Origin of the sequence: Actinopolyspora alba (assembly GCF_900112765.1) — a bacterium.
Classification (GTDB): Bacteria; Actinomycetota; Actinomycetes; order Mycobacteriales; family Pseudonocardiaceae; genus Actinopolyspora; species Actinopolyspora alba.
Map to the genome: position 1 here is coordinate 82,542 of NZ_FOMZ01000013.1, position 21,416 is coordinate 103,957.

The 21,416-nt window shown below is 66.7% G+C and carries 19 protein-coding genes; 16 read left to right on the top strand and 3 right to left on the bottom strand.

The genetic code is table 11. The features are described 5' to 3' along the window. The first annotated feature begins 81 nt into the window (after window positions 1-81). Complete coding sequence (locus tag BM150_RS18755; protein ID WP_092928631.1) at window positions 82-867, top strand: sugar phosphate isomerase/epimerase family protein; 786 nt, start codon at window positions 82-84, stop codon at window positions 865-867. A gap of 199 nt (window positions 868-1,066) precedes the next feature. Here BM150_RS18755 and BM150_RS18760 read toward each other — a convergent pair whose 3' ends face one another. After that, window positions 1,067-1,897, bottom strand: coding sequence for an SAM-dependent methyltransferase (locus BM150_RS18760; RefSeq protein ID WP_092928632.1), 831 nt, complete (start codon window positions 1,895-1,897; stop codon window positions 1,067-1,069). Between the two features lie 1,466 nt (window positions 1,898-3,363). On the opposite strand from BM150_RS18760, the gene BM150_RS18765 reads away from it, so the two are divergent. From BM150_RS18765 to BM150_RS18785, 5 genes are all read left to right on the top strand, one after another. After that, window positions 3,364-4,422, top strand: a complete 1,059-nt coding sequence (locus BM150_RS18765) for a 3-oxoacyl-ACP synthase III family protein (RefSeq protein WP_092928633.1) — start codon at window positions 3,364-3,366, stop codon at window positions 4,420-4,422. Then, on the top strand, window positions 4,419-5,231 hold the full coding sequence (locus tag BM150_RS18770) for an SDR family NAD(P)-dependent oxidoreductase (RefSeq protein WP_245755600.1): 813 nt from the start codon (window positions 4,419-4,421) through the stop codon (window positions 5,229-5,231). Before BM150_RS18765 ends, BM150_RS18770 begins: the two co-directional genes overlap by 4 nt. Window positions 5,232-5,263: 32 nt before the next feature. Next, window positions 5,264-6,016, top strand: coding sequence for an AfsA-related hotdog domain-containing protein (locus tag BM150_RS18775; RefSeq protein WP_092928634.1), 753 nt, complete (start codon window positions 5,264-5,266; stop codon window positions 6,014-6,016). Further along, the gene (locus BM150_RS18780) at window positions 6,013-7,803 is read left to right on the top strand and encodes an acyl-CoA dehydrogenase family protein (protein WP_092928635.1); all 1,791 of its coding nucleotides are present in this window, start codon (window positions 6,013-6,015) and stop codon (window positions 7,801-7,803) included. Before BM150_RS18775 ends, BM150_RS18780 begins: the two co-directional genes overlap by 4 nt. Before the next feature lie 374 nt (window positions 7,804-8,177). Then, window positions 8,178-8,420, top strand: coding sequence for a hypothetical protein (locus BM150_RS18785; protein ID WP_092928636.1), 243 nt, complete (start codon window positions 8,178-8,180; stop codon window positions 8,418-8,420). 113 nt (window positions 8,421-8,533) lie between these two features. On the opposite strand, the gene BM150_RS18790 is transcribed toward BM150_RS18785, so the two are convergent. Beyond that, on the bottom strand, window positions 8,534-8,995 hold the full coding sequence (locus BM150_RS18790; protein ID WP_092928637.1) for a nuclear transport factor 2 family protein: 462 nt from the start codon (window positions 8,993-8,995) through the stop codon (window positions 8,534-8,536). A 91-nt stretch (window positions 8,996-9,086) separates the two neighbouring features. Between BM150_RS18790 and BM150_RS18795 the strand changes: the two genes are divergently transcribed. The 6 genes from BM150_RS18795 (at window position 9,087) to BM150_RS18820 (ending at window position 16,851) form a co-directional block, all read left to right on the top strand. After that, window positions 9,087-9,653, top strand: coding sequence for a TetR/AcrR family transcriptional regulator (locus BM150_RS18795; protein ID WP_092928638.1), 567 nt, complete (start codon window positions 9,087-9,089; stop codon window positions 9,651-9,653). A 564-nt stretch (window positions 9,654-10,217) separates the two neighbouring features. Continuing rightward, window positions 10,218-11,522: a family 2B encapsulin nanocompartment shell protein gene (locus tag BM150_RS18800; protein WP_425427432.1), complete on the top strand. Its 1,305-nt coding sequence runs from the start codon at window positions 10,218-10,220 to the stop codon at window positions 11,520-11,522. Window positions 11,523-11,526: 4 nt separating this feature from the next. Continuing rightward, window positions 11,527-13,872, top strand: coding sequence for a family 2 encapsulin nanocompartment cargo protein terpene cyclase (locus BM150_RS18805; RefSeq protein ID WP_092928640.1), 2,346 nt, complete (start codon window positions 11,527-11,529; stop codon window positions 13,870-13,872). Window positions 13,873-13,922: 50 nt separating this feature from the next. Next, window positions 13,923-15,335, top strand: a complete 1,413-nt coding sequence (locus tag BM150_RS18810; protein WP_092928641.1) for a family 2B encapsulin nanocompartment shell protein — start codon at window positions 13,923-13,925, stop codon at window positions 15,333-15,335. Window positions 15,336-15,348: 13 nt separating this feature from the next. Continuing rightward, complete coding sequence (locus tag BM150_RS18815) at window positions 15,349-16,392, top strand: family 2 encapsulin nanocompartment cargo protein polyprenyl transferase (RefSeq protein ID WP_092928642.1); 1,044 nt, start codon at window positions 15,349-15,351, stop codon at window positions 16,390-16,392. A 189-nt stretch (window positions 16,393-16,581) separates the two neighbouring features. Continuing rightward, complete coding sequence (locus BM150_RS18820; RefSeq protein ID WP_245755602.1) at window positions 16,582-16,851, top strand: barstar family protein; 270 nt, start codon at window positions 16,582-16,584, stop codon at window positions 16,849-16,851. A 285-nt stretch (window positions 16,852-17,136) separates the two neighbouring features. On the opposite strand, the gene BM150_RS18825 is transcribed toward BM150_RS18820, so the two are convergent. After that, entirely contained in the window at window positions 17,137-17,958 is an 822-nt protein-coding gene (locus BM150_RS18825; RefSeq protein WP_092928643.1) for a bifunctional allantoicase/(S)-ureidoglycine aminohydrolase, read from the bottom strand. A gap of 282 nt (window positions 17,959-18,240) precedes the next feature. Between BM150_RS18825 and BM150_RS18830 the strand changes: the two genes are divergently transcribed. From BM150_RS18830 to BM150_RS18845, 4 genes are all read left to right on the top strand, one after another. After that, window positions 18,241-18,726: a nucleoside deaminase gene (locus BM150_RS18830; RefSeq protein ID WP_092928644.1), complete on the top strand. Its 486-nt coding sequence runs from the start codon at window positions 18,241-18,243 to the stop codon at window positions 18,724-18,726. 360 nt (window positions 18,727-19,086) lie between these two features. Further along, window positions 19,087-19,434: an NADH-quinone oxidoreductase subunit A gene (locus tag BM150_RS18835; protein ID WP_092627934.1), complete on the top strand. Its 348-nt coding sequence runs from the start codon at window positions 19,087-19,089 to the stop codon at window positions 19,432-19,434. A gap of 116 nt (window positions 19,435-19,550) precedes the next feature. Continuing rightward, a complete protein-coding gene (locus BM150_RS18840; protein ID WP_092928645.1) occupies window positions 19,551-20,489 on the top strand; it encodes a hypothetical protein in 939 nt (312 codons plus the stop codon). Then, window positions 20,482-21,408, top strand: coding sequence for a complex I subunit 1 family protein (locus BM150_RS18845; RefSeq protein WP_092928686.1), 927 nt, complete (start codon window positions 20,482-20,484; stop codon window positions 21,406-21,408). Before BM150_RS18840 ends, BM150_RS18845 begins: the two co-directional genes overlap by 8 nt. Window positions 21,409-21,416: the final 8 nt, after the last annotated feature.

Below are 21,416 nucleotides of genomic sequence, written 5' to 3' on the forward strand. Positions count from 1 at the left end.
GGCCGGGTGCGCGCGGTTTCGTCAGGCGCGTTTTCTCTCGCGCCCGTGGGCGCTACCCGGAATGAGTGAGGTAAGGATTCCATGAGCTGGAAGTTCGCCGTGAGCACGCTCGGGATGCCGGGCACACCGGTGCGGCAGGCCGCGCGGGTCGCGCGTGAGCACGGTTGTCACGGTGTGGAGCTCCGGGTGCACCCGGACGAGGAAGTCCGGTTGGGGATGTCGTCCCGGAAAGCGGCGGACACGCGCAGGTTGATCGAGGGCGAGGGACTCGAGGTGGCGTGTCTGGCGGGCTACGCCAAGGTGTGCGCGCCGGGTCCGGACGAGTCTCCGGTGGCGGAGCTGCGTTCCCTCGTCGAGCTGGCCGGGTTGATCGGGGCGCCCGCGGTGCGGGTTTTCCCGGGCGGGGAGTCCGGCGAGGACGGTCCCGCTCGGGAGCGGATCGGTGCCGTGCTGCCCGATCTGGAGCGGCAGGGTGTCACGTTGCTCGTCGAGACCCACGATTCGCATCCCACGGGCGGACTCGCGCGCCGGTTGGTGGAACCGTTCGGTAGCCCCGAGACCGTCGCCGTGCTGTGGGACGCGCTGCACCCGTGGCGGATGGGCGAGTCCCCGACGGAGACCCGGGAGCTGCTGGGCGACTATCTCGGTTATTTCCAGATCAAGGACGCGCGGCGGGCGGATTCGTGGACACCGGTCCCGCCGGGCGAGGGGGACGTGCCGCTCGCCGAGTGCGGGACCCTGCTGCGGCCGTGGTCGGGGTGGATCTCGCTGGAGTGGGAACGTGCCTGGTATCCGGACATCGATCCCGTTCCGGTGCCGCTGCGTGCCGCTGCCGACTGGTTCGAACGCTGGCATCGCCCGGAGTGAGTCGTACGGCAACCCTGGACTGGCTGACGGCGCACGTACTTCGGTGCACGTCGCCGTAGGACATGTCCGAGGTCCGGTGTTCGTCCTCGTGCAGGGGTGTGTTCGCGTGATTTCACGATCACGCGAACCCCCTCGGCGTACTGTAATCAGGACTCGCTCGTGCGGTGTTCTCACGCTTCGAGCTGTGGATCAAGCATGATCACTCCGATTTTTTCGCCGATACCAGCACGTATCCGAAATCCGGCGAGTCCCGCATTTTGCGGGCTTCTTCGATCCGCTTCTCGAATTCCTCGGGTCCGATCGCTTTCACGTACTCGTCGCGACAGGAGAGTGCTCCCGCCACGAAGTGTCGCATCGAATGCCTCGCGTTTTTCCCGACATCCGTCGTTTCGATTTGTCCCAGTCCGGCCCGTTCGAGGAGTTCGTCGTACTCGTCGGTTCTCGACATGATGTACATGCCCTCTGCCGAAGAGGTCTCGCTGGAGTTGTAGCGTTCTTGCGTCGAGGCTTCGTGCACGGTCGGATCGGCGATCGACACCCGCCCGCCCGGGCGTAACACGCGCACGATCTCACGTAGAGCGTGCACCTTGTCCGGCATGTGCACCATCGATTCCAGCGCCATCACCCCGTCGAAGGAATCGTCGGGGTACGGGAGGTGCATCGCGTCGGCGACCTCGTAGCGAACCCGGTCATCCAGACCGGCTTCTCGTGCCTGTTCGGTGGCGATGGAGATCTGGTGTGGGCTGATGGATATGCCGACGACATCGACCTCGTGTTTCCGGCCGAGCAGCAGTGCGGGGGATCCGGTGCCGCACCCGAGGTCGAGGATACGTTGTCCGGGGGACGGATCGAGTCGGCGGATCACCTCTTCGGTCATTCTGTCGGTGGCCTCACCGAAGGAGCTCTGATCGTCCTCGTCCTCCCAGTAGCCGTAGTGAAGATTGCCGTTCCAGAGCTTCGCCACGACGGTGGCTGTCCTGTCGTACGCATCCGCGACCTTGCTGCTGTTCGAGGCGGAATCCGAGGTCATCGCGTTACCTCTTTCGTCGTTCCGGTGGAAGCGCTTTCTTCCGTTTCGGGCTGGATTCGTCCATTACCGCGGGCCGCTGGGAGGCCCTTGCCGGCGGGAAGAAGGGTCGATTAGACGTGCACGTCGGTAGGGGAGTGCTCGTTGTGTTTACGTATGCTCTGAATTGCGTGTAGGGGACTCGGTGGAATCGACAACTTATCCCCTGTGGAGTGTGTTGTCCACCAACGGCGTTCCCTCGCGGCGTGTGCGCGGTAAGTAAACGATGCGGCTCGGCGGACCGGCGTCGAGAAAAGCGAGTTCGACCAGCGATTCCTCGGGGTTCCTGAGTGGTTTTCCCGCGCGGGGTTTCCCGGTGTGGGGCTTTCGGAGTGTCTCCGGCGCGTGTAGCGACCTTTCGGTAGTACCGGTCTGCTTCCGGTGGCGAGCTACAGCGAAGCCCGTCCTTCTCCGGCGTGCACACCGCTAATGTGCCGCCGTACGCCAGGCACAGGGCTGGGAGAACGATGTGCGGACCCGTGAATGCTCCGACCTCGGTCGTGTGGCGGACATCGCGCAGTTGGGTGAGCTAGAACGTGGCTCTCCTTTGTCCCGGCGGTTCCGCGCGGTGATCCCTACGTGATTGGCGTTGGTCGTGGGTGCGGTGATCTCCGCGATTTGTTGACACGGACGCGGCCCGCTGGGGACCGGGCGTCGCGGTAGGCCTACAGTATCCGCTGCGTTCCACGATTGGTGGGAGCTGTCGGGGATAAGTTTGCCACTACGAGGAAATCGATCATCGACGATCTACGGCGGAAGTTTTTCGGTCAGCCGGTGGATTTCGTGGCGGAGCCGACGAATCCGCACAACCAGGATGTGGTCCCCCGCGGCACGCGGGTGGCGTTGAACACGTGGAGCACGCCCGATCACTACGCTGGTCGCACGGATCGTTGGTGGTCGCGTTTTACTTCCGAAATTGTCCCGAACCGGGAGGCGCACGAGGCCGCACTACGGTCTCGCGCGGTGCTCGACAAGTCAGCCCGACTGAGAGTGTCAGCTTTGTTCTGAGGGGCACTCGAGGATGACGAAGCCGACCGGCGCGGAAAAACATCGAATTACGGGACTGTTGTCAACGCGTTGTCAGCGCTGTGTCAGTCCAAGTGGATAGAACCGAACCCTGCGCACTCTCAAACGATCGAGAGGTATTCGCTTATGCGAAAACGGATCTTTCCCGTCTGGAACGACACGCACGAACAGGCTCTCGGGGAGATCGACACCGCACGTGCCGAAAATCTTTTATCCAGTGGAGGTTTGACACAACGCGAAGTCGCTGTTCGAGCAGCGGCTACAGCTGGCGAGTCCGAGGCCTCGTACGGCGGTTCTCTCGCGGTTGGAACCGCACGGTACAGGGCCGCGGCGGACTCAGTACGGGGCAGCGGCCGGAGTTCCGCCGCTGTCGGTGAGCACAGCGCGGTCCCGGAACTGATCGTATGACGCGAGCGGATGTGTCGTCGCGGGTCGGTACCGGGATCGTCGGGCTGGGCGCTTATCTGCCGGAGACGGTGCGCGGCAACAGCGAAGTGGCCGCCGGTGCCGGGGTTACCGCCGATTGGATCGAGCAGCGAACCGGGGTGCTCGAACGGCGGGCGGCCCGACCGGGTCAGGCGGCTTCGGACCTGGCGGCGCAAGCGGCCCTGCGAGCCCTGTCGTCGGCCGGTGTCGAACCGGAGCAGGTGGCGATGGTGGTTCTGGGGACATCCACTCTGGACGAGTTGGGCCCGGCCACCGCGTGCCGGGTGCAGCACCTGATCAACGCCACCAACGCGGTCGCGTTCGATGTGAACGCCGCTTGTTCGGGCTTCGTGTTCGGCATGCAGACCGCGCACGACTGGCTGACCCAACGAGGTCGCGGGCGGTACGCACTGGTGATCGGGGTGGAGCTGTACTCGAAGTTCCTCGACCCCGCGGACCGAGGCACCGCGGTGTTGTTCGCCGACGGTGCGGGAGCGGCCGTGGTGGGTGAGGTCCCGTCCGAGCGGGGAGTGCTGCACTTGGCGACCGGTTCGGACGGGAGTCAGGCCGACCAGGTGCTCATCCCGGGAGGGGGTAGTCGTCTTCCTGCCAGCGACGAGTCGTTGACGAGCGGTGCGCACACGATCCACATGAACGGACGCGCGGTGCGCGACTTCATCACCACCGCGTTTCCCCGCGTCCTGGAGGAGTCGTGCCGCGCGGCGGGGATCGACAGGAGCGACCTGGACGTGATCGTGCCGCACCAGCCCAATCCGCTGTTGCTGAGCCACCTGGCCGAGCAGGCCGGAATCCCGGCGGAGAAAACGGTGATCACGGGGGATCGGGTGGGCAACGTCGGTGCCGCTTCCATACCTGTGGCCCTGACCCACGCGGTCGCGGAGGGGCGGGTCGGCGATGGGGACCACGTGCTGCTTCCGACCTTCGGGGCGGGAGTCACCTGGGGCGCCTGCCTGCTGCGCTGGTCCCCGCCGTTCAGGCAGCCTCGCAGCCCGCTCGATGAGATTCGCGGAGAGTGATCGAAGTGTACGGGCAAGCCTTGTTCGACCTCACCGGGCGGCGAGTGCTGGTCACCGGGGCATCCCGGGGGATCGGTGCGCAACTCGCACGAGGTTTCACCGCGGCGGGAGCACGCGTCGCGCTCACCGCCCGCTCGCGGAACGCGCTGCGGCGGCTGGCCACCGACATCGAGGAGGAAGGCGGAGAGGCGGTGGTGATTCCGGGCGATCTGTCCACTGCCGACGGTTGCACTACCGCGGTGGAGGAAGCCGTCGCCGCCCTGGGCGGACTGGACGTGCTGCTGCACAACGCGGGTGGGCCGGTGGCTGACGAGCAAGGGGTGATGCAGCTGCGCCCCGTGCTGGGGACTTCCGACGACGAGTGGGCCGGAGTGCTGGACGTGAACCTGATGGGCGCGGTGCGGTTGTTGCGGGGTGCTCACCCGTTTCTCGCCGTCTCGCCGGACCCGAGCGTGACGGTCATGTCCTCGGTGGCCGGGCTCGTCGGTGTGGGCGGTATGGAGGCGTATGGGGCGGCCAAGGCCGCCCAGATGTCGCTGGTGCGTTCGCTGGGAACCGCGTGGGGAAGGAGCGGAATCCGGGTCAACGCGCTCGCACCGGGCTGGGTGAGCACCGACATGACTTCCTCGGTGCACGAGGACCAGGACACATCCGAGGCAGTACTGGCAGGAGTTCCGCAACATCGGTGGGCCGATCCGAGCGAGGTGGTGGGCCCCGCGCTGTTCCTGGCGTCCCCGGCCGCGTCGTTCATGACGGGCCAAACTCTGGTCATCGACGGGGGACTCGTGGCTCACCCCGCTATCAGCTGAGCACGTAACACGACCGACGAAAGGTAGGACCGATGGGCGAGACGCACGTGTGGGTCGTCGGAGATTGCTTCGCACGGTTCACCGGCAACGAGAACGTGATGACGACGTCCGAGGTGGCGCTGTGGGTGCGATCACACGCCGAGCCGGATGCCCGGGGAGCGGTGCTGCACCCGGCGCTCGGAGTGGATCGTGCGATGTGGCGCGAACTCGCCCGAACCATCTCACGGGCGGGACTGGATCAGGTGGTGCTGCCGCAGGGTGCCCCGCCCGAACCGGTCGGGCGACACACCGTGTTGAAACAGCAGCAGGACAACGTCCTCATCGGTGAGCCGCACGTCTCGGGAAATGAGGTCACGGGGGCGCTGCTGGTTCCCAACGACACCGAGATGCTGCGGGATCACACCGCCGATCAGCAGCACATCCCGGGCATGCTGTTGATCGAGGCGGTCACCCAGCTCATCACCTGGGCCGTGGGTGAGACGGTGCCCCCGATCGCCGACGGCACACCGCGTTACGCGGTGATGCACCAGCTGCGGACCGAGTTTCACCGCTTCGTGTTTCCGCTGCCCGCCGTGCTGCGTGCCCACCTCACTCGTGATGGCGAATCCACCGACGAGCGAGTGCCGCTGACCGCGCGGGTCGATATCGAGCAGGCGGAGCGGGTGACCACCGTGTGCGAGATCGAGTTGAACGCCTTCGATCCGAACGCGGTGTTCACCGTCGAAGCCGGACAGGCGGCCAAAACCGTGCGGCGCATGGCACCGTTAGCGGGAGTCGCGGCATGAGCGGTGACCTGCGGGACGGGAGAAGTGGGTTCGACCCGGACATGCGGGGCGTGTTCGGTGGTGGCCTGTTCGCACCGCGCGACGATCGGGCACCGTCCGGGCAGCACCGGCGCACGTATCAGCAGCTACGCCACATTACACACAGCCTGGACCTGCCGCGGAGCTCCCGCCAGGACCCGCGGTACCTGTTCGCCGCGCTGGAGTGGGCCGCCGTGGTCAATCCCGCGTTGTTCCTGACCAGCACGGTCCACTACGGAGTTTGCGTGGCCGGGATCGACGGGATGGCCCAGCCCGACTCGGACCTGTCCGACCTCCGTGGCGAACTGGATGCCGCCAGAACCGTCGGCACCATTCTGATCACCGAGGTCGGACACGGCACCAGCCACGTGGCACTGCGCACCCGTGCCGACTACCACCCGGAGACCGGATGTTTCGAGCTGTCCACACCCGATGAAACGGCGTGCAAGTTCATGGCCCACGCAGGTTTGGAGGGAGTCCCCAAGGTGGGTATGGTCTACGCCCAGCTGCGTGTGGGCGGCAAGTACCACGGGGTGTTCCCCTTCCTGGTGCGACTGCGTGACGAGCACCGCACGGGTGAGGGTGTACGCATCGGACGCGCGGTTCGTTCCGACGCGGTGGACCTGGACTACACACTGGTGCGGTTCGACGGGGCGACCGTGCCGTACGAGCGGTGGCTCTCCGACGGAGCGCGCATCGACCACGAGGGCGTTGTCCACGACCCGGCGGATTCCCCGCGGCAGCGCCTGGTGCGTTCGCTTCGGGTGTCACGCAACGCCTCCACCGCCGGTGCGGTGGGACTGGCCGCCGTGGCGCGGGCCACCGGTGCGTTGACCACTCGCTACGTGCACCATCGCACGACCTCCGGCGCACTCGCACCGGGAGCGACACTGGCCGAGCACGCCCGGGTGCGGCGTACCCTCTTTCCCGCGCTGGCCGCTGCCATGGCCGCCACCGCGCAGGTCAACCGTGCGCTGCGCATCACCCTCGACGGTGGTGATCCGCAGCAAGCGGCCGGAGCCGACTGGTCCCCGTGGGCCTCGGTGCATTCCGAGCTCGCCCTGACCAAAGTGATCGCCACCTGGACCGCGGAGCGGGTGACCGGTGACTGTCGAAAGTTGCTCGGGGCGCACGGTGTGCTGAACGCGAACCGCATCCACGCCTATGAGGGACTGGCGGCGATCTACCACTCGGCAGGCGGGGACAACACCCTGACCACGATGGATCTGGCTCGTTCCCTGACGGGTGATCCCCGAGCGGTGCCCGTGCCCTCCCGTCTCGGCCGGATGGATGAGGTGGACACGCTGGTCGTGCTCGCTCGCGTGCGGGAGAACCTGCTGCGCACTCGGCTGTGCGCCCGCCTGGGCGCCGACCGCTGCCTGTCGGAAGCGGACCGCTGGGATCGGCACGCCCGGCTGGCCGACGAACTGGTGGGCGCTCACGCCCACCGGATCGTGCTGGAGCAGTTCCTGGCCTGGGCCGATTCGTTCCTTCCGGGGCAGCGGCGGGACACCCTGCACCGATTGTGCCTGCTGAACGGGCTCGATCACGCACGGCGGCACGGTGACGAGCTGTACCGCGCCGGCTGGTTGTCACGCGAGCAGCACCAACGGGTGGACGCAGTGTTCACCGAGCAGTGCGACGTGCTCGCCGAGCACGGAGCCGGGCTGGTGGAGACCCTCGGGCTCACCACTGAGGGCACCGGAGCGCCGTTGGCCGCGGACGACCACGTGGCGGCCATGACCAGTATGGCCGGGATTGGAGAGTAAGACCTCGGGGAGGCCTCTGAGCTCTCCTTCCCGTAAGTTCGGGAGACCTCCGAGCAGCTCCGGGGCAATCCGTCGTCGACGCTACTGCGCTGCAACACGGCCACACGGTCGGAGTCAGGCGGTGGGTGGATACCGAAACTGATCCGGCGGGCTGGGTCGGCCGCCCCGTCCGGCGGCAGTGACCGGGTTGGGAGACAGTGGGTGGTTCGGTCTTTGATTCGTGCGACGCGGTGGCACGACCACCTGGCGATGCTCGCATCGGCTCGCTGGGGCAGGCATGATCGTGATGTGGCCGTGCGTTGTTCCGTTGCTTCGCGCCACTGCGGTCACCGGGTACCGGCCCAACACCGCGACATCCGTTTTCGAGGTGGTTGATGCTCTACTGGATCGTGCTCGGTCTGCTTGTAGTGGTGTTTGTCGTGCCTGTCTCGATCGTCGTCGTGGTGCTGTGGCGCAGGCAGCGCCGGGCTTCTCGACAACCGGAGCCCGTGCCGTCACCGAACACGCGGGCCCAGCGTCGGGTGCGACGCACCAGAGAGCGTGAGGCCGGTGACGAGGAGGTCACCGATGTGCTGCCCATCGTGGACGGTCGTGATGATCGGTGTGACGCGCGGTAATCGCCCGAACCGGTGAACACGGCGTACGTGTCGGTCCGCTGTGTCGCTGGGACGGGCGGGCTCCAATCGGGAAACAGCAGGACCCGTCCGCGCCGGAGGGCGTAATGCCGGGCTCATCGGAGGGGAAGCTCGACTTCGTGCTCGTCTTCGGTGCGGGGGCCGTGGATGCGTCGGTCGGTTTCGGTGATGGCGACGTCGTTGATGCTGGCCTCGCGGCGTCGCATGAGGCCGTGTTCGTCGAATTCCCACATTTCGTTGCCGTAGCTGCGCCACCACTGTCCTGTCGTGTCGTGGCACTCGTACTGGAAGCGGACGGCGATCCGGTTCTCGTGGAATCCCCACAGACTCTTGCGGAGCGCGTAGTCGAGTTCGCGTTCCCACTTCCTGGTGAGGAAGGTGATGATCTCTTCGCGGCCCCGCAGGAAGGTGTCCCGGTTGCGCCATGTCGAGTCCGGTGTGTAGGCCGCCGCCACTCGGTGGGGGTCGCGGGTGTTCCAGGCGTCCTCGGCGGCCTGGACCTTCCGCAGGGCCGTTTCGCGCGTGAAGGGTGGGTACGGCGGGCGGGCTTCCGGCATGGCGGATCTCCTCACATGTTGAGAACGTGCGTTCTCTCTTGCTGATGCCCTAAAGTAGGAAACGGTCGTTCTCGACGTCAAGGAGACATGGATGCCCGCCCCACCCACCGAGGAACGAAATCGCCTGGACCGTGCTGCGCTGCTCGATGTGGCGGAGCGGCTGTTCTACGAGCGAGGTATCCAGGCGGTCGGGATGGACGAGGTGCGTACGGCCTCGGAGCTGCCGTTGAAGCGGATCTACCGGTTCTTCCCCGGCAAGGAGGACCTGGTGGTGGCGGTGCTCCGGCGGCGCGACCAGCGGTGGCGGGAGAGCTTGGCCGCGTTCGTGGAGCGGGTCCCGGATCCGCGCGAGCGGGTCCTCGCGGTGTTCGACTGGCTCGCCGAGTGGTTCGTCGAGCCCGGTTTCCGGGGGTGTGCCTGGATCAATGCCCACGGCGAGCTCGGTTCCTCGTCGGCGGCTGTGCTGGCCGAGGTCCGGTCGCACAAGCGGGCGTTTCACGATCAGCTCGCGGAGTGGGTCGGGGCCACCGGTGTGGCGGTGGTCGAACCGGTGTTCCTGTTGTTCGAGGGGGCCGTCGTCACGGCGGGTATCAGTGGTGATCCCGCCCCGGCGCGTCATGCTCGTGCGGCTGTGGCCGAGCTGCTCGGCACGCCGTGATTCCCTCGTGGGGCCGTCCACGTTCGCTTGCCCGGGCGGATCATTCCTTCGAGTGACCAGGTACGAACACTGCCTCCCGTAGTGATCATCATCACTGAGTCGTGATGGCTCGGATCTGTCCGCATCCGTCTCCGCCGCGCCTGACACGTTTTCGAATGTTTTCCCGGTGAGGAGCGGAAAAGGACTTGCTCGTCGTGACGTCGGCGGTCTGCCGTGTCGAGCCCCCTCTCGTTTCTACGACTATGTGGACACTGCTTGTGTTGCGCCGCTTTGATCAACTAGTTTGCCCGTTCGGGTGACTGTTGATCGCCTGATCAGGCGATCGGCCGTGGTCGTCCACCGGCTGGGCAAGAGCGTGCTCGGCACCGCGCTGGGGGATTTCAGTGCGTGGGCACTGACTGATCCGACGCGGACAGGAACGTGTGACATGCGTCGAAATGGTGGTGTGTGGTGACAGGTACGGAGCCGGTCTCCGGTCAGCAGAACGATGATGGACAGTCGCCGCTGAGTCTCGGCACGGCGGCCGCGCGGAATCTGTCGACGACGACGAAGACGCCGCCGCAGATGCAGTCGATCACCTCGCGGTGGTTGCTGCGCCTGCTCCCCTGGGTGCAGGCGACGGGTGGTGCCTACCGGGTGAACCGACGGCTGACCTACCAGCTCGGGGACGGGCTGGTGACCTTTTCCAACACCGGCTCGACGGTGCGAGTGATCCCGGGCGAGTTGTGCGAGCTGCCCGCGCTGCGGGGATTCGACGACACCTCGGTGCTGGAGGGCTTGGCCGAGCGATTCGAGCAGCGCGAGTACGCCGCGGGCGAGGTGATCGCCGAGGCGGGAAGCCCGACCGACGAGATCGTACTCATCGCGCACGGCAAGGTGAACAAACTCGGTACCGGGCCCTACGGGGAGCAGACGACACTGGGAGTGCTGGCCGGTGGGGAGCACTTCGGTGGTCAGCTCCTGGCGGACGGCGAGGCCACGTGGGAGTTCACCGCCAAGGCCGTGACCCCGTGCACGGTGCTGACGTTGTCCCGACAGTCCGCCCAGGAGGTGGTGGACCGCTCCGACGCCCTGCGCACCCACCTCGCACAGGTCCGTACGACCTCACAGGGCGCGCACAACGCCGATGGTGAGTCCGAGGTCGCTGTGGCCTCCGGGCACGCCGGTGAACCGGATCTGCCCGGCACGTTCGTCGACTACGAGCTCAAGCCTCGCGAGTACGAGCTCAGCGTGGCCCAGACGGTGTTGCGCGTGCACAGTCGGGTCGCGGATCTGTACAACGAACCGATGGACCAGACCGAGCAGCAGCTGCGGCTGACCATCCAGGAGCTGCGCGAGGAGCAGGAAAAAGAGCTGGTCACCAACCCCGATTTCGGGTTGTTGCCCAATGCCGACCTGCGCCAGCGCATCCACACCCGCACCGGTCCGCCCACCCCGGACGACATGGACGAGCTGCTGTCGCTGGTGTGGAAGGACCCCGGATTCTTCCTGGCCCACCCGCGAGCCATCGCCGCTTTCGGGCGCGAGTGCACTCGTCGCGGGCTGTACCCGGCCAGCGTGGACATCGGTGGGCACCAGGTGCCCGCCTGGCGGGGTGTGCCGATGTTCCCGTGCAACAAGCTGCCGATGAGCGGCTCCCGGACCACCTCGATCATGCTGATGCGCACCGGCGAGGCCAACCAGGGCGTGGTCGGGCTGCACCAGACCGGTTTGCCCGACGAGTACGAGCCGGGCCTGTCCGTGCGGTTCATGGGTATCAACGAGAAGGCGTTGATCTCGTACCTGGTCTCCACCTACTACTCCGCGGCGGTGCTCGTGCCGGACGCACTGGCGGTGCTGGACGACGTCGAGACCGGCAGGGAAGGCTGAGGCCGTGGCGAGCCAACCGTTCGAACTCCCGGAGTTCTACCTGCCCTGGCCCGCCCGGTTGAACTCACATCTGGGGAGCGCGCGCGAGCACTCCACGGCGTGGGCGCGCCGGATGGAGATGGTCACCCCCGGTGGCGCGGCGGGCAGCAGCGGTGCGTTCGCCTGGGACGAGGCCACGTTCGACTCGGCCGACTACCCGCTGCTGTGCGCCTACACCCACCCGGACGCGACCGCCGCGGATCTGGATCTGGTCACCGACTGGTACGTGTGGGTGTTCTACTTCGACGACCACTTCCTGGAGCACTACAAGCACACCGGCGACCTCGCCGGGGCACGGCGGTATCTGGCGGGGTTGTCGGCGTTCATGCCGACCGATCCGGCCGAGCGTCCGCCGGAGCCGACGAATCCGGTGGAGTGGGGCCTGGTCGACCTGTGGAACCGCACGACCTCGATCATGTCGGCCGATTGGCTCGTCCGGTTCGCCGAGGCCACGCGCAACCTGCTCGAGGACTGCGTGTGGGAGCTGACCAACATCAACCAGGGACGGGTGCCCAACCCGGTCGACTACATCGAGATGCGCCGCAAGGTGGGTGGGGCGCCCTGGTCCGCCGGGCTCGTCGAGCTCGCCGCTCGCGCCGAGATCCCGGCGTCGGTCGCCGCGAGCAGGCCGATGCGGGTGCTCACCGACACGTTCTCCGACGGGGTGCACCTGCGCAACGACCTGTTCTCCTACCAGCGTGAGACCCAGGAGGAAGGCGAGGTCAACAACGGTGTGCTGGTCATGGAGACCTTCTTCGGGACCGGTCCGCAACGGGCCGCCGAGCTCACCAACGATCTGCTGACCTCCCGGTTGGAGCAGTTCGACAACACCGCGCTGACCGAGGTGCCCGCGCTGTGCGACGAGCACGCCCTGGGGCCGGACGAGCGGGCCGGGGTGCTGGCCTACGTCAAGGGGCTGCAGGACTGGCAGGCCGGTGGTCACGAGTGGCACACCCAGTCCAGCCGGTACATGAACGAAGGCGTCACCACGACACCCACCGCCACGGACCTCACCGGTCCGAGCGGGCTGGGTACCTCGGCGGCCCGGGCGTTCACCCGGCTGCGGCCCGGTGTGCGGCGCCGGGCCCAGCAGCGGTCCCACATCCCGTTCCAGCAGGTGGGGCATCTGACGCTGCCTGAGCTGTACATGCCGTACTCGGTGCGGATGAGCCCACACCTGGACAACGCCCGTGAGCACGGTGTCGACTGGGCCCGGCGGATGGGCATGTTCGACTCGGTGCCCGGGGTGGAATCCCACGGTGTGTGGGACGAGCGCCGGTTCATCGGTTTCGACTTCGCCCACTGCGCGGCGATGATCCACGCCGACGCGGGCTCGGAACAGCTCAACCTGTCCGCGGACTGGCTGGCCTGGGGAACCTACGGCGACGACTACTTCCCCGTGGTGTTCGGAGCGACCCGCAACCTGGCGGCGGCCAGGGCGTGCAACGACCGGTTGTCGGCGTTCATGCCCGTGAACGGCGAGTCCACACCGGAACCGACCAACCCGATCGAGCGGGGCCTGGCCGATCTGTGGCGACGTACCGCAGGCCCCATGCCCACCGCGGCGCGGCGTCAGTTCCGCACCGCGGTGGAGGACATGACCGCCAGCTGGTTGTGGGAACTGGACAACCAGGCCCAGCACCGGGTGCCGGACCCGGTCGACTACCTCGAGATGCGTCGCAAGACGTTCGGCTCGGACATGACGATGAGCCTGTCCCGGCTGTCGAATCTCGACGTCGTGCCCGCCGAGGTGTACCGGAGCACGGTGGTCCGGGAGATGGAGACCGCCGCGCAGGACTACGCCTGCCTGACCAACGACTTGTTCTCCTACCAGAAGGAGATCGAGTTCGAGGGCGAGGTCCACAACCTGGTCCTGGTCGTCGAGCGATTCCTCGACGTCGACCGGTGGCAGGCCCGCGACGTGGTGGCCGAGGTGATGAACGCCCGGATGCGGCAGTTCCAGCGGATTCTCACCGAGCAGCTACCCCGGGTGTTCGAGGAGTTCGGACTCGACGAGTCCGCCCGCCGGGTGCTCATCGGTCACGCCGAGGGGCTGCAGGACTGGATGTCCGGAATCCTGGAGTGGCACCGCAGGTGCGTGCGCTACACCGAGGCCGAACTGCGACGTCGTCACGAGCCGGGGGCTGCCGCGATCGGGACATCATCGCCCCGCAGTGCTCCCGATATCGCACAGCCGCAGGGGGTGCTCACGACACGGCAGCGCCTGGCCGGCCCCACCGGCCTGGGCACGGCGGCTCGCATCGCCGCGCCGAGGGGAACCACGGACCGGCCTTCACCCGAAGCCGGGTGACCGGTTCCGCGGCTGCCCGCTTTTCGATCCGACACGCGAGGGGGAGAGACATGACCGAGATCGCTACGAGCGCGTCCGACGAACCGGGATCCGACGGACAGGGACAGCTCAGCCTGGGCACGGCCGCGGCCCGCAACCTGGCCACCACCACGAAAACCCCGCCGCAGATGCGGGCGATCAGTCCTCGGTGGCTGCTGCGCATGCTGCCGTGGGTGGAAACCAACAGCGGTTCCTACCGGGTCAACCGGCGGCTGACCTACGAGCTCGGGGACGGGCGCCTGACGTTTTCCAACACCGGCGACAGGGTTCGCGTCCTGCCGCCGGAGCTCCGCGAAATATCCCCCTTGCGTGATCTCGACGACGAGACGGTGCTCGAAGCACTGGCGGAGCGGTTCACCCAGCACCACTACGCCCCGGGTGAGAGCATCACCACCGCCGGTGGTCCCGCAGACGAGCTGATACTGCTCGCCCACGGCAAGGTCAACACCAGTACCCCGGGGCCCTACGGTGGCGAGGTGTCGCGGGACGTGCTCGCCGATGGCGACTACCTCGGCGAGTACGTCCTCACCGGCGGTCGGGACACCTGGCCCGCCACGGTCACCGCGCTCACACCGTGCATCGTGCTGCGGCTGTCCCGCCGCGACGTGGACGAGCTCACCGAGCGTTCCGAATCGCTGCGTTCCCACCTCGACCGGGTGCGCGGCCACACCCTGCCCGAGCACAACAAGCACGGCGAAGCGGCCGTGCGCCTGGCGTCCGGCCACGAGGGTGAGACCGAGCTGTCCGGTACTTTCGTCGACTACGATCTCAGTCCTCGTGAGTACGAACTCGGTGTCGCCCAGACCATCCTGCGCGTGCACACCCGGGTCAACGATCTCTACAGCCAACCGATGAACCAGCTCGAGCAGCAGCTCCGGCTCACGGTCGAGGAACTGCGTGAGCAGCAGGAATCGGACCTGGTCAACAACCGCGAGTTCGGGCTGCTGCACAACGCCGACCTGCGCCAACGCATCCAGACCGCTGGCGGCCCACCCACGCCGGGTGATTTCGACGAGCTGCTGTCCCGGCGTCGTAAGTCCGAGTTCTTCCTGGCCCACCCGCGCACCATCGCCGCGTTCGGCCGCGAGTGCAGCCGCCAGGGCGTCTACCCGGACAGCATCGACGTGCACGGCACCCGCGTGACCTCCTGGCGCGGCGTTCCGCTGCTGCCCTGCGACAAGATCCCCATCAGCGAGAACAACACCAGCTCGGTACTGGTCATGCGAACCGGGCAGAAGCACCAGGGGGTGGTCGGGCTGCACCAGACCGGTATTCCCGATGAGTACGCACCCAGCCTCAACGTGCGGTTCATGGGCATCAACGACAAGGCCGTCACTTCGTACCTGGTCAGCGCGTACTACTCCGCCGCCGTGCTCACCCCCGACGCGCTCGGCGTGTTGGAAAACGTCGAGATCGGGCGCTGAAAGGAACACTCCCATGGCCACCCCAGATGTGTTCCCACACGCGGTTCCGGCAGCGGAGGCTTACGAGGCCCTGGCCGTCGCGCGCGGCCGAGTCGATCCCGCGCTGCGGTCCGCGGTGGACACACTGCCCGAGGACATGCGTCGTATCGCTCGGTACCAGTTCGGCTGGACCGATGAACACGGCCTTCCCAGCGATGCTTCGGGTGGAAAGGCACTACGCCCCGCGCTGGCCCTGCTCGCCGCCGAAGCCGTCGGTGGTGGCGCCGAGGCGGCGCTGCCCGCCGCTGTCGCCGTCGAGCTCGTGCACAACTTCTCGCTGCTGCACGACGACCTCATCGACACCGACGCCACCCGCCGTCACCGCCCCACGGCCTGGACCGTGTTCGGGTCGGAGGCGGCGATCCTGGCAGGCGATGCCCTGCTCTCGCTGGCTTCCGGAGTGCTCGCCGACAGTGGGAACCCGGCCGCCCTTGCCGGTGTGCGACTGCTCAACGACACTGTCCAGGAGCTGGTTCAAGGTCAGGCCACGGATCTGGCCTTCGAACAGCGCGGTGATGTCGACGTCGACGGATGTCAACGCATGGCCGAAGCCAAAACCGCCGCGCTGCTGGCGGCCGCCTGCGAACTCGGTGCGCTGTTCGCGGGGGCCGAGCCGCGGCGGGTCGAGCACCTGCGTCGCTTCGGTCACGACCTCGGACTGGCCTTTCAGCACGTCGACGACCTGCTCGGCATCTGGGGCGATCCCGACACCACCGGAAAATCCGCCTATTCGGATCTGCACGCCCGAAAGAAAACCCTGCCCGTGGTGTTCGCGCTGAACTCCGATACCACCGCTGGACAGCGGCTCGCCACGCACTACCACCAGCCGCCGACCTCGGAAGTCGCGTTGACCGACATCGCCGATCTCGTCGACGCGGCGGGTGGGCGCGCCTGGAGTCACGCCCAGACCGACCGGCTGCTCGCCCGAGCGCTGGACCACCTCGACGCGGCCGCTCCAACCGCCCGAACCCACGAACTGACCGCGCTCGCGCACCTCGTCACCCGACGCGACCACTAGCCGATATTCGGTGATCTTGTGGTGGGTTCGTGAACCGGCCCTATTCCGGGAACCTCGACACGCAGTTCCACCAGCGGCCCGCCCCGAGGCTTTTATGTTCGGAAGACGATTTGCTTTATATCACGTCCACATACTGCAACACTGTCGAGTACGTCGGCGGATACGAGCAGAAAACGGGTGGTGTGCTCGGTGATCGTCGATCTGTCGGATGTGCGTACCAGCGCTGGATTGCATAGAAAACTCAAGATTTATTTTGGCTTTCCCGATATGTACGGGATGAATTGGGATGCCTTCTGGGATGCTATAACAGGGCTGGTCGAGCTTCCTGACGAGATTACGTTTACGGGTTGGGAGTATCTCGAAAAAGTATTGCCGAACGATGCTCGAATTATGCGTGATGTATTCGATGAATACATAACGGATCCGTATCATTCTCACAAGGTGATAAGGTTCGAGTGATGCCACGGTGAGGGTGCCCCGAAGTCTGATTCCGGTTCGGCCGAGGTCGACAGGATATTTTCCGGGTCGGACGGTCGGGGTTCCCCTTGCGTCACGGAGATGATTCTCAACCGCATGTGGCCGTCATCGGTAGTTCCGTTTCGTGTCGTTGTCGGTGCGCTGCGGCTCCCGGGCACGCCAGCAAAAACCGAGTGGCTTCGCGACACTCGCGGTAGCCCCATCCGCATCGATGGAGGTGAACAACGAAAACCACAGCCTCCCCCGACGCAAGTCGGTTGCGAGGGTTCAGGTGAGCCTGATCTGACGGTTGACGTCCTTGTAGAGCAGGTAGCGGAACTTGCCGGGGCCACCGGCGTAGCAGGCCTGCGGGCAGAAGGCGCGCAACCACATGAAGTCGCCCGCTTCGACCTCGACCCAGTCGTCGTTGAGGCGGTAGACCGCCTTGCCCTCCAGGACGTAGATACCGTGCTCCATCACGTGCGTCTCGGCGAAGGGGATCACGGCGCCGGGGTCGAACGTGACGATGTTGACGTGCATGTCGTGGGACAGGTCGTCGGGATCGACGAATCGGGTGGTCGTCCACGCGCCGTCGGTCTCGGGCATCGGAGTGGGGGTGACGTCCTGCTCCTGCACGGTGAAGCCCTCGGGAACCGGGTGTCCAGGTAGTGGCTCGTAAGCCTTGCGGACCCACTGGAAGCTGGCCGTCTCCTCGGAGTCGTTGGTCACCGACCAGTTCGCGCCCGCGGGCAGGTAGGCGTAGCCGCCGGGGGCGAGAACGTGGGTCTCGCCCTCGAGCACGACGGTGAGTGCGCCGGAGAGCAGGAAGAGAACCGACTCGACACCGCGCTCCGGTTCCGGTTCGTCGCTGCCGCCGCCGGGGGAGACCTCGACGACGTACTGTGCGAACGTGGTGGCGAACCCGGCCACGGGCCGGGCCAGGATCCAGCAGCGGGTGCGGTTCCAGCCGGGCAGGTTGCTGGTGACGATGTCACGCAGCACACCGCGGGGGATGACGGTGTAGGCTTCCTTGACCACGGCCCGATCGGTGAGCAGCGTGTCCTGTGACGGGAGTCCTCCCCGCGGGGCGTGGTACGTCGGTGCGTTCAAGATCCGCTCCTGTCCTGGTCGAACTTCGCATGCCCGGTCGGCTCCCCCGGTGCGGAGCGCCGTTGGCATGACGGATGTCCCCGGCACCCGGGGAGAGGTCGTGCCCGTCGGTGATCGTGACCCACATCGCAGTCATTTCCATTATTCGGAATATTGATTCCGCATGAAGGATAGTTTAGTCAGTCTCGTCAGTCGGGTCAACGCGCGTCCCGTCGGGTGATCCATGGGCGGTAGCGTCGTCGGTCCAGGTGTGCGGGACGTCAGTGCGATCGAGGAGGGATCATGACCGGCGAGGCCGAATCGGACCGGCTGCGGCGCTGCGTGGAGCTGGCGGCGGAGGCGTTGTGGGCGGGCGATGAGCCCTTCGGGTCGGTCCTGGTGGCCTCCGACGGGCGCCCTCTCGCCGAGGACCGCAACCGTGTCGTCACCGGTGGTGACGCGACGCTGCACCCCGAGTTCACCCTGGCGCGGTGGGCGGCGACGAACCTGAGCCCGGCGGAGCGGTCGGCGGCCACCGTGTTCACGTCCGGGGAGCACTGTCCGATGTGCGCGGCCGCACACGGTTGGGTCGGGCTGGGCCGCATCGTTTACGTGAGTTCGGCCGCGCAACTGGCCGGTTGGCTCGCCGAGTTCGGAGCCGCCGCCTCTCCGGTTCGCATGTTGCCGATCACCCAGGTCGTGCCCGACCTGGTGGTGGAGGGGCCGTTCGACGAACTGGCCGACGAGGTGCGGGAGCTGCACCGCCGTGCCGTGAACGGGCATGGCTGAATCCGCCGCGAGCTCTTCCCCGCAGTGCTCCGTTTGGTGATGCGCGGGCCGGTCAGCTCGATGGCGCCGAAGATCTCACCGGCTTCCGTAGCGGCCTACCGGGGTGAGCTCGGCGGCTGCCGAGGGTCGCGCGAGGCTCTCGCTCTCAAATTCCATCGATAGAGGAATACCGCTGGGTAAGTCACGCGCGTGATCACCGAGCGGGTCGAGGGCTTTCCGGGGTAGAACCGGGATGCGATTGTCCACCATTGGCGCTCTGTGGAGATTCGGTGCGTTGTGAAGTGAAAGTACCTCTTGTTCCCTCTTTCGCGTGACGTTTTCGGCGAGCGGACCGTGGGATTCGAGGGGATCATGCTCGCGATGCATGGTTTTGTCACTGCCCTGCTGCTGCTCGGGTCGGGATTGGGGCTGCTGGGTGTGGTGTACCTCGTGGCCTGGTCCGTGAGGAGGGCACCCGCGGAATCGGTGGAGGCGTTCCTCTCCGGCAACAGGTCGGTTGAGCACGCCTTCTCGCGGTTCCACGTCCGTTGGTACGCGCTGACGATGCTCTATCTCGCCTTCGAGATGGAGATGCTGTTCATGTATCCGTGGGCGCTGGTAGTCGCGGACGAGGGCGCGAGTGCTGTGATCGAGATGTTCGTCTTCCTGGCGATTCTGCTCGCCGGGGTGGTTTACGCGTGGCGCGAAGGGGTGCTGCGTTGGGTTTGAGGGATGGGTTGCTACGCGCTGCGGCGAGCAGACCGCATGTACTGATCCTGGAGATTCCCGGCGGCACGCGGTCGCGCGTGGCCGTTGAGGCCGAATCGCGGAGGCGTGGATGGCCGATGGCCCTGAATCCAGCCGACGCCGACCTCGTCGTGGTGGCAGGCCCCCTGACCCATCGTTTCACTGAACCTGTGGAACGGATTTGGCGGCAGGTTCCGCGTCCCCGTGCGTTCGTCCGGGTTCGCGAGCACGAGGTCGGTGACCGTCTCGACACCGCCTCCGTCGTCCTCAGCCGCGGTGGTGAGCACGAGGACGGAGGTGGGGAAGTGCCGAATGGACTGGTGATGGCCGACCGGGGTACGGATCGTGACGGTCTCGCCCTGGATCGGCTGCATGTCCCGTTGGGGCCGTTGTTGCCCAACTGGCCGGCCGGTTTGGTCGTGCACACCACGTTGCAGGGAGATGTTATCCAGCATGCTCAAGTGGACCCCCCGGACGAGGTGGGAGTGGGTGAGGATTTCTGGCGGTGGCCGTGGTGGCCTGCGGGGACGGGCGAGGAGATCACCTCGGGAGGTGTGGCTCGTATTCGCCTCGTCGAGTTGCTGGACGCACTGGGAAGGTTGTTCGCGGTGGCCGGCTGGCTGGACGTTGCCGTGCGGGCGGGCGTCCTCCGCGACTTCCTGCTCGAAGGCGCGGAGTCCGCATGGGTGAGGAGGCGATTGCTCCGGCTGATCACCCGTGTTCGTCGGTCGAGGACGTGGTGGTGGCTGACAGCGGAGCTCGGCGAGCATCGGCATTCGGTGGTCGGTGATGTGAGCACTCGCTGTTCGGCGTGGCTGAATGAGATGGAACGGATCGTCGTCGACCTCGATTCCACCGAATCGGTGCCGTTGGACGGGCTGGGAAGTGGGGATAGGTCGGTTCCCGTTTCCCCGCAGCGGGTGCTGCCCGAGCTCCTGGAAGGCACCGAGTTCGCTTCGGCGCGGTTGATCGTGGCCAGCCTGGAACCCTGGCGTTCCCCGGACGAAGTCGGGTCGCCAGGTGGCGTCGATGACTGAGGGTACTGGGTGGGCGGTGCTGGTATTGCCGCTCGCGCTCACGGCGTTCGCGCTGTTGGCGCTCGCCGCCGATGCCGTGGTCGAGGTTCGAGTCGCGCACGCGCGGAGGTCGGTCGCCGCCGCTGCGGCCGACCCGTGGCGCGAAGTGGCGCGGCTGCTGGTGGGGCAGCGGCGTACCACCGTGGCCGCCGACGGTGTGCTGTGGCGTTCCGGTGTGGTCACCGTGCCGCTGGCCGCGTTGCTGGCGGCCCTGGTGCTGCCGCTGGGCGGTTTCGCGGCGGCCGATCCAGGTGTAGGGATCGTTTGGTTCAACGCGATGGAAATCCTGGGATGGGCAGCACTGTGGACAGCGGGATGGGGACCGAACTCGCCGTTGTCGCTCATAGGCGGTTACCGCTTCGTAGCGCAGGGAATGTGCTATGAGCTTCCGCACATGTTCGCGTTGATCACGGCCGCAACCGGTGCGGGCACGCTGCGCGTCGGCGGCATCGTCGATGCGCAGGCGGAGCTGTGGTTCGTGGTCTGGATGCCCGTGGGATTCGTGGTGTACCTCATCAGCGCGGCGGCGATGGCATTCTGGGGACCTTTCGACGCACCGCTGGGCAGGGATTTGTCGGGTGGCGTCGTCGCAGAGCTCTCCGGGGTGGACCGGTTGGTGTTGCTGACGGGACGTTGGTTGCTGGTCGTGGTCGCCGCCGGCATGGCGGTTCCGCTCTTCCTCGGAGGCGGACGTGGCCCGTTGCTGCCCGCATGGCTGTGGACGCTGGTCAAGACCGCGCTGGTTTTGACTTTCCTGCTTTGGTCGCGCCGTCGTTTCCCGACCGTCCGGATGGAACGGTTCACCGAAGTGTCCTGGTTGGTGTTACTGCCACTGACCATTCTGCAGGCGTTGATCGTTGCGCTGGTGGTGCTCGTATGACTACGGAC

Coding starts and splice junctions, on each gene's coding strand:
- BM150_RS18755 (WP_092928631.1), top strand. CDS start 82: ATGAGCTGGAAGTTCGCCGTGAGCACGCTCGGGATGCCGGGCACACCG.
- BM150_RS18760 (WP_092928632.1), bottom strand. CDS start 1,897: ATGACCTCGGATTCCGCCTCGAACAGCAGCAAGGTCGCGGATGCGTAC.
- BM150_RS18765 (WP_092928633.1), top strand. CDS start 3,364: ATGACGCGAGCGGATGTGTCGTCGCGGGTCGGTACCGGGATCGTCGGG.
- BM150_RS18775 (WP_092928634.1), top strand. CDS start 5,264: ATGGGCGAGACGCACGTGTGGGTCGTCGGAGATTGCTTCGCACGGTTC.
- BM150_RS18780 (WP_092928635.1), top strand. CDS start 6,013: ATGAGCGGTGACCTGCGGGACGGGAGAAGTGGGTTCGACCCGGACATG.
- BM150_RS18785 (WP_092928636.1), top strand. CDS start 8,178: ATGCTCTACTGGATCGTGCTCGGTCTGCTTGTAGTGGTGTTTGTCGTG.
- BM150_RS18790 (WP_092928637.1), bottom strand. CDS start 8,995: ATGCCGGAAGCCCGCCCGCCGTACCCACCCTTCACGCGCGAAACGGCC.
- BM150_RS18795 (WP_092928638.1), top strand. CDS start 9,087: ATGCCCGCCCCACCCACCGAGGAACGAAATCGCCTGGACCGTGCTGCG.
- BM150_RS18800 (WP_425427432.1), top strand. CDS start 10,218: ATGCAGTCGATCACCTCGCGGTGGTTGCTGCGCCTGCTCCCCTGGGTG.
- BM150_RS18810 (WP_092928641.1), top strand. CDS start 13,923: ATGACCGAGATCGCTACGAGCGCGTCCGACGAACCGGGATCCGACGGA.
- BM150_RS18815 (WP_092928642.1), top strand. CDS start 15,349: ATGGCCACCCCAGATGTGTTCCCACACGCGGTTCCGGCAGCGGAGGCT.
- BM150_RS18830 (WP_092928644.1), top strand. CDS start 18,241: ATGACCGGCGAGGCCGAATCGGACCGGCTGCGGCGCTGCGTGGAGCTG.
- BM150_RS18835 (WP_092627934.1), top strand. CDS start 19,087: ATGCATGGTTTTGTCACTGCCCTGCTGCTGCTCGGGTCGGGATTGGGG.
- BM150_RS18840 (WP_092928645.1), top strand. CDS start 19,551: ATGGCCCTGAATCCAGCCGACGCCGACCTCGTCGTGGTGGCAGGCCCC.
- BM150_RS18845 (WP_092928686.1), top strand. CDS start 20,482: ATGACTGAGGGTACTGGGTGGGCGGTGCTGGTATTGCCGCTCGCGCTC.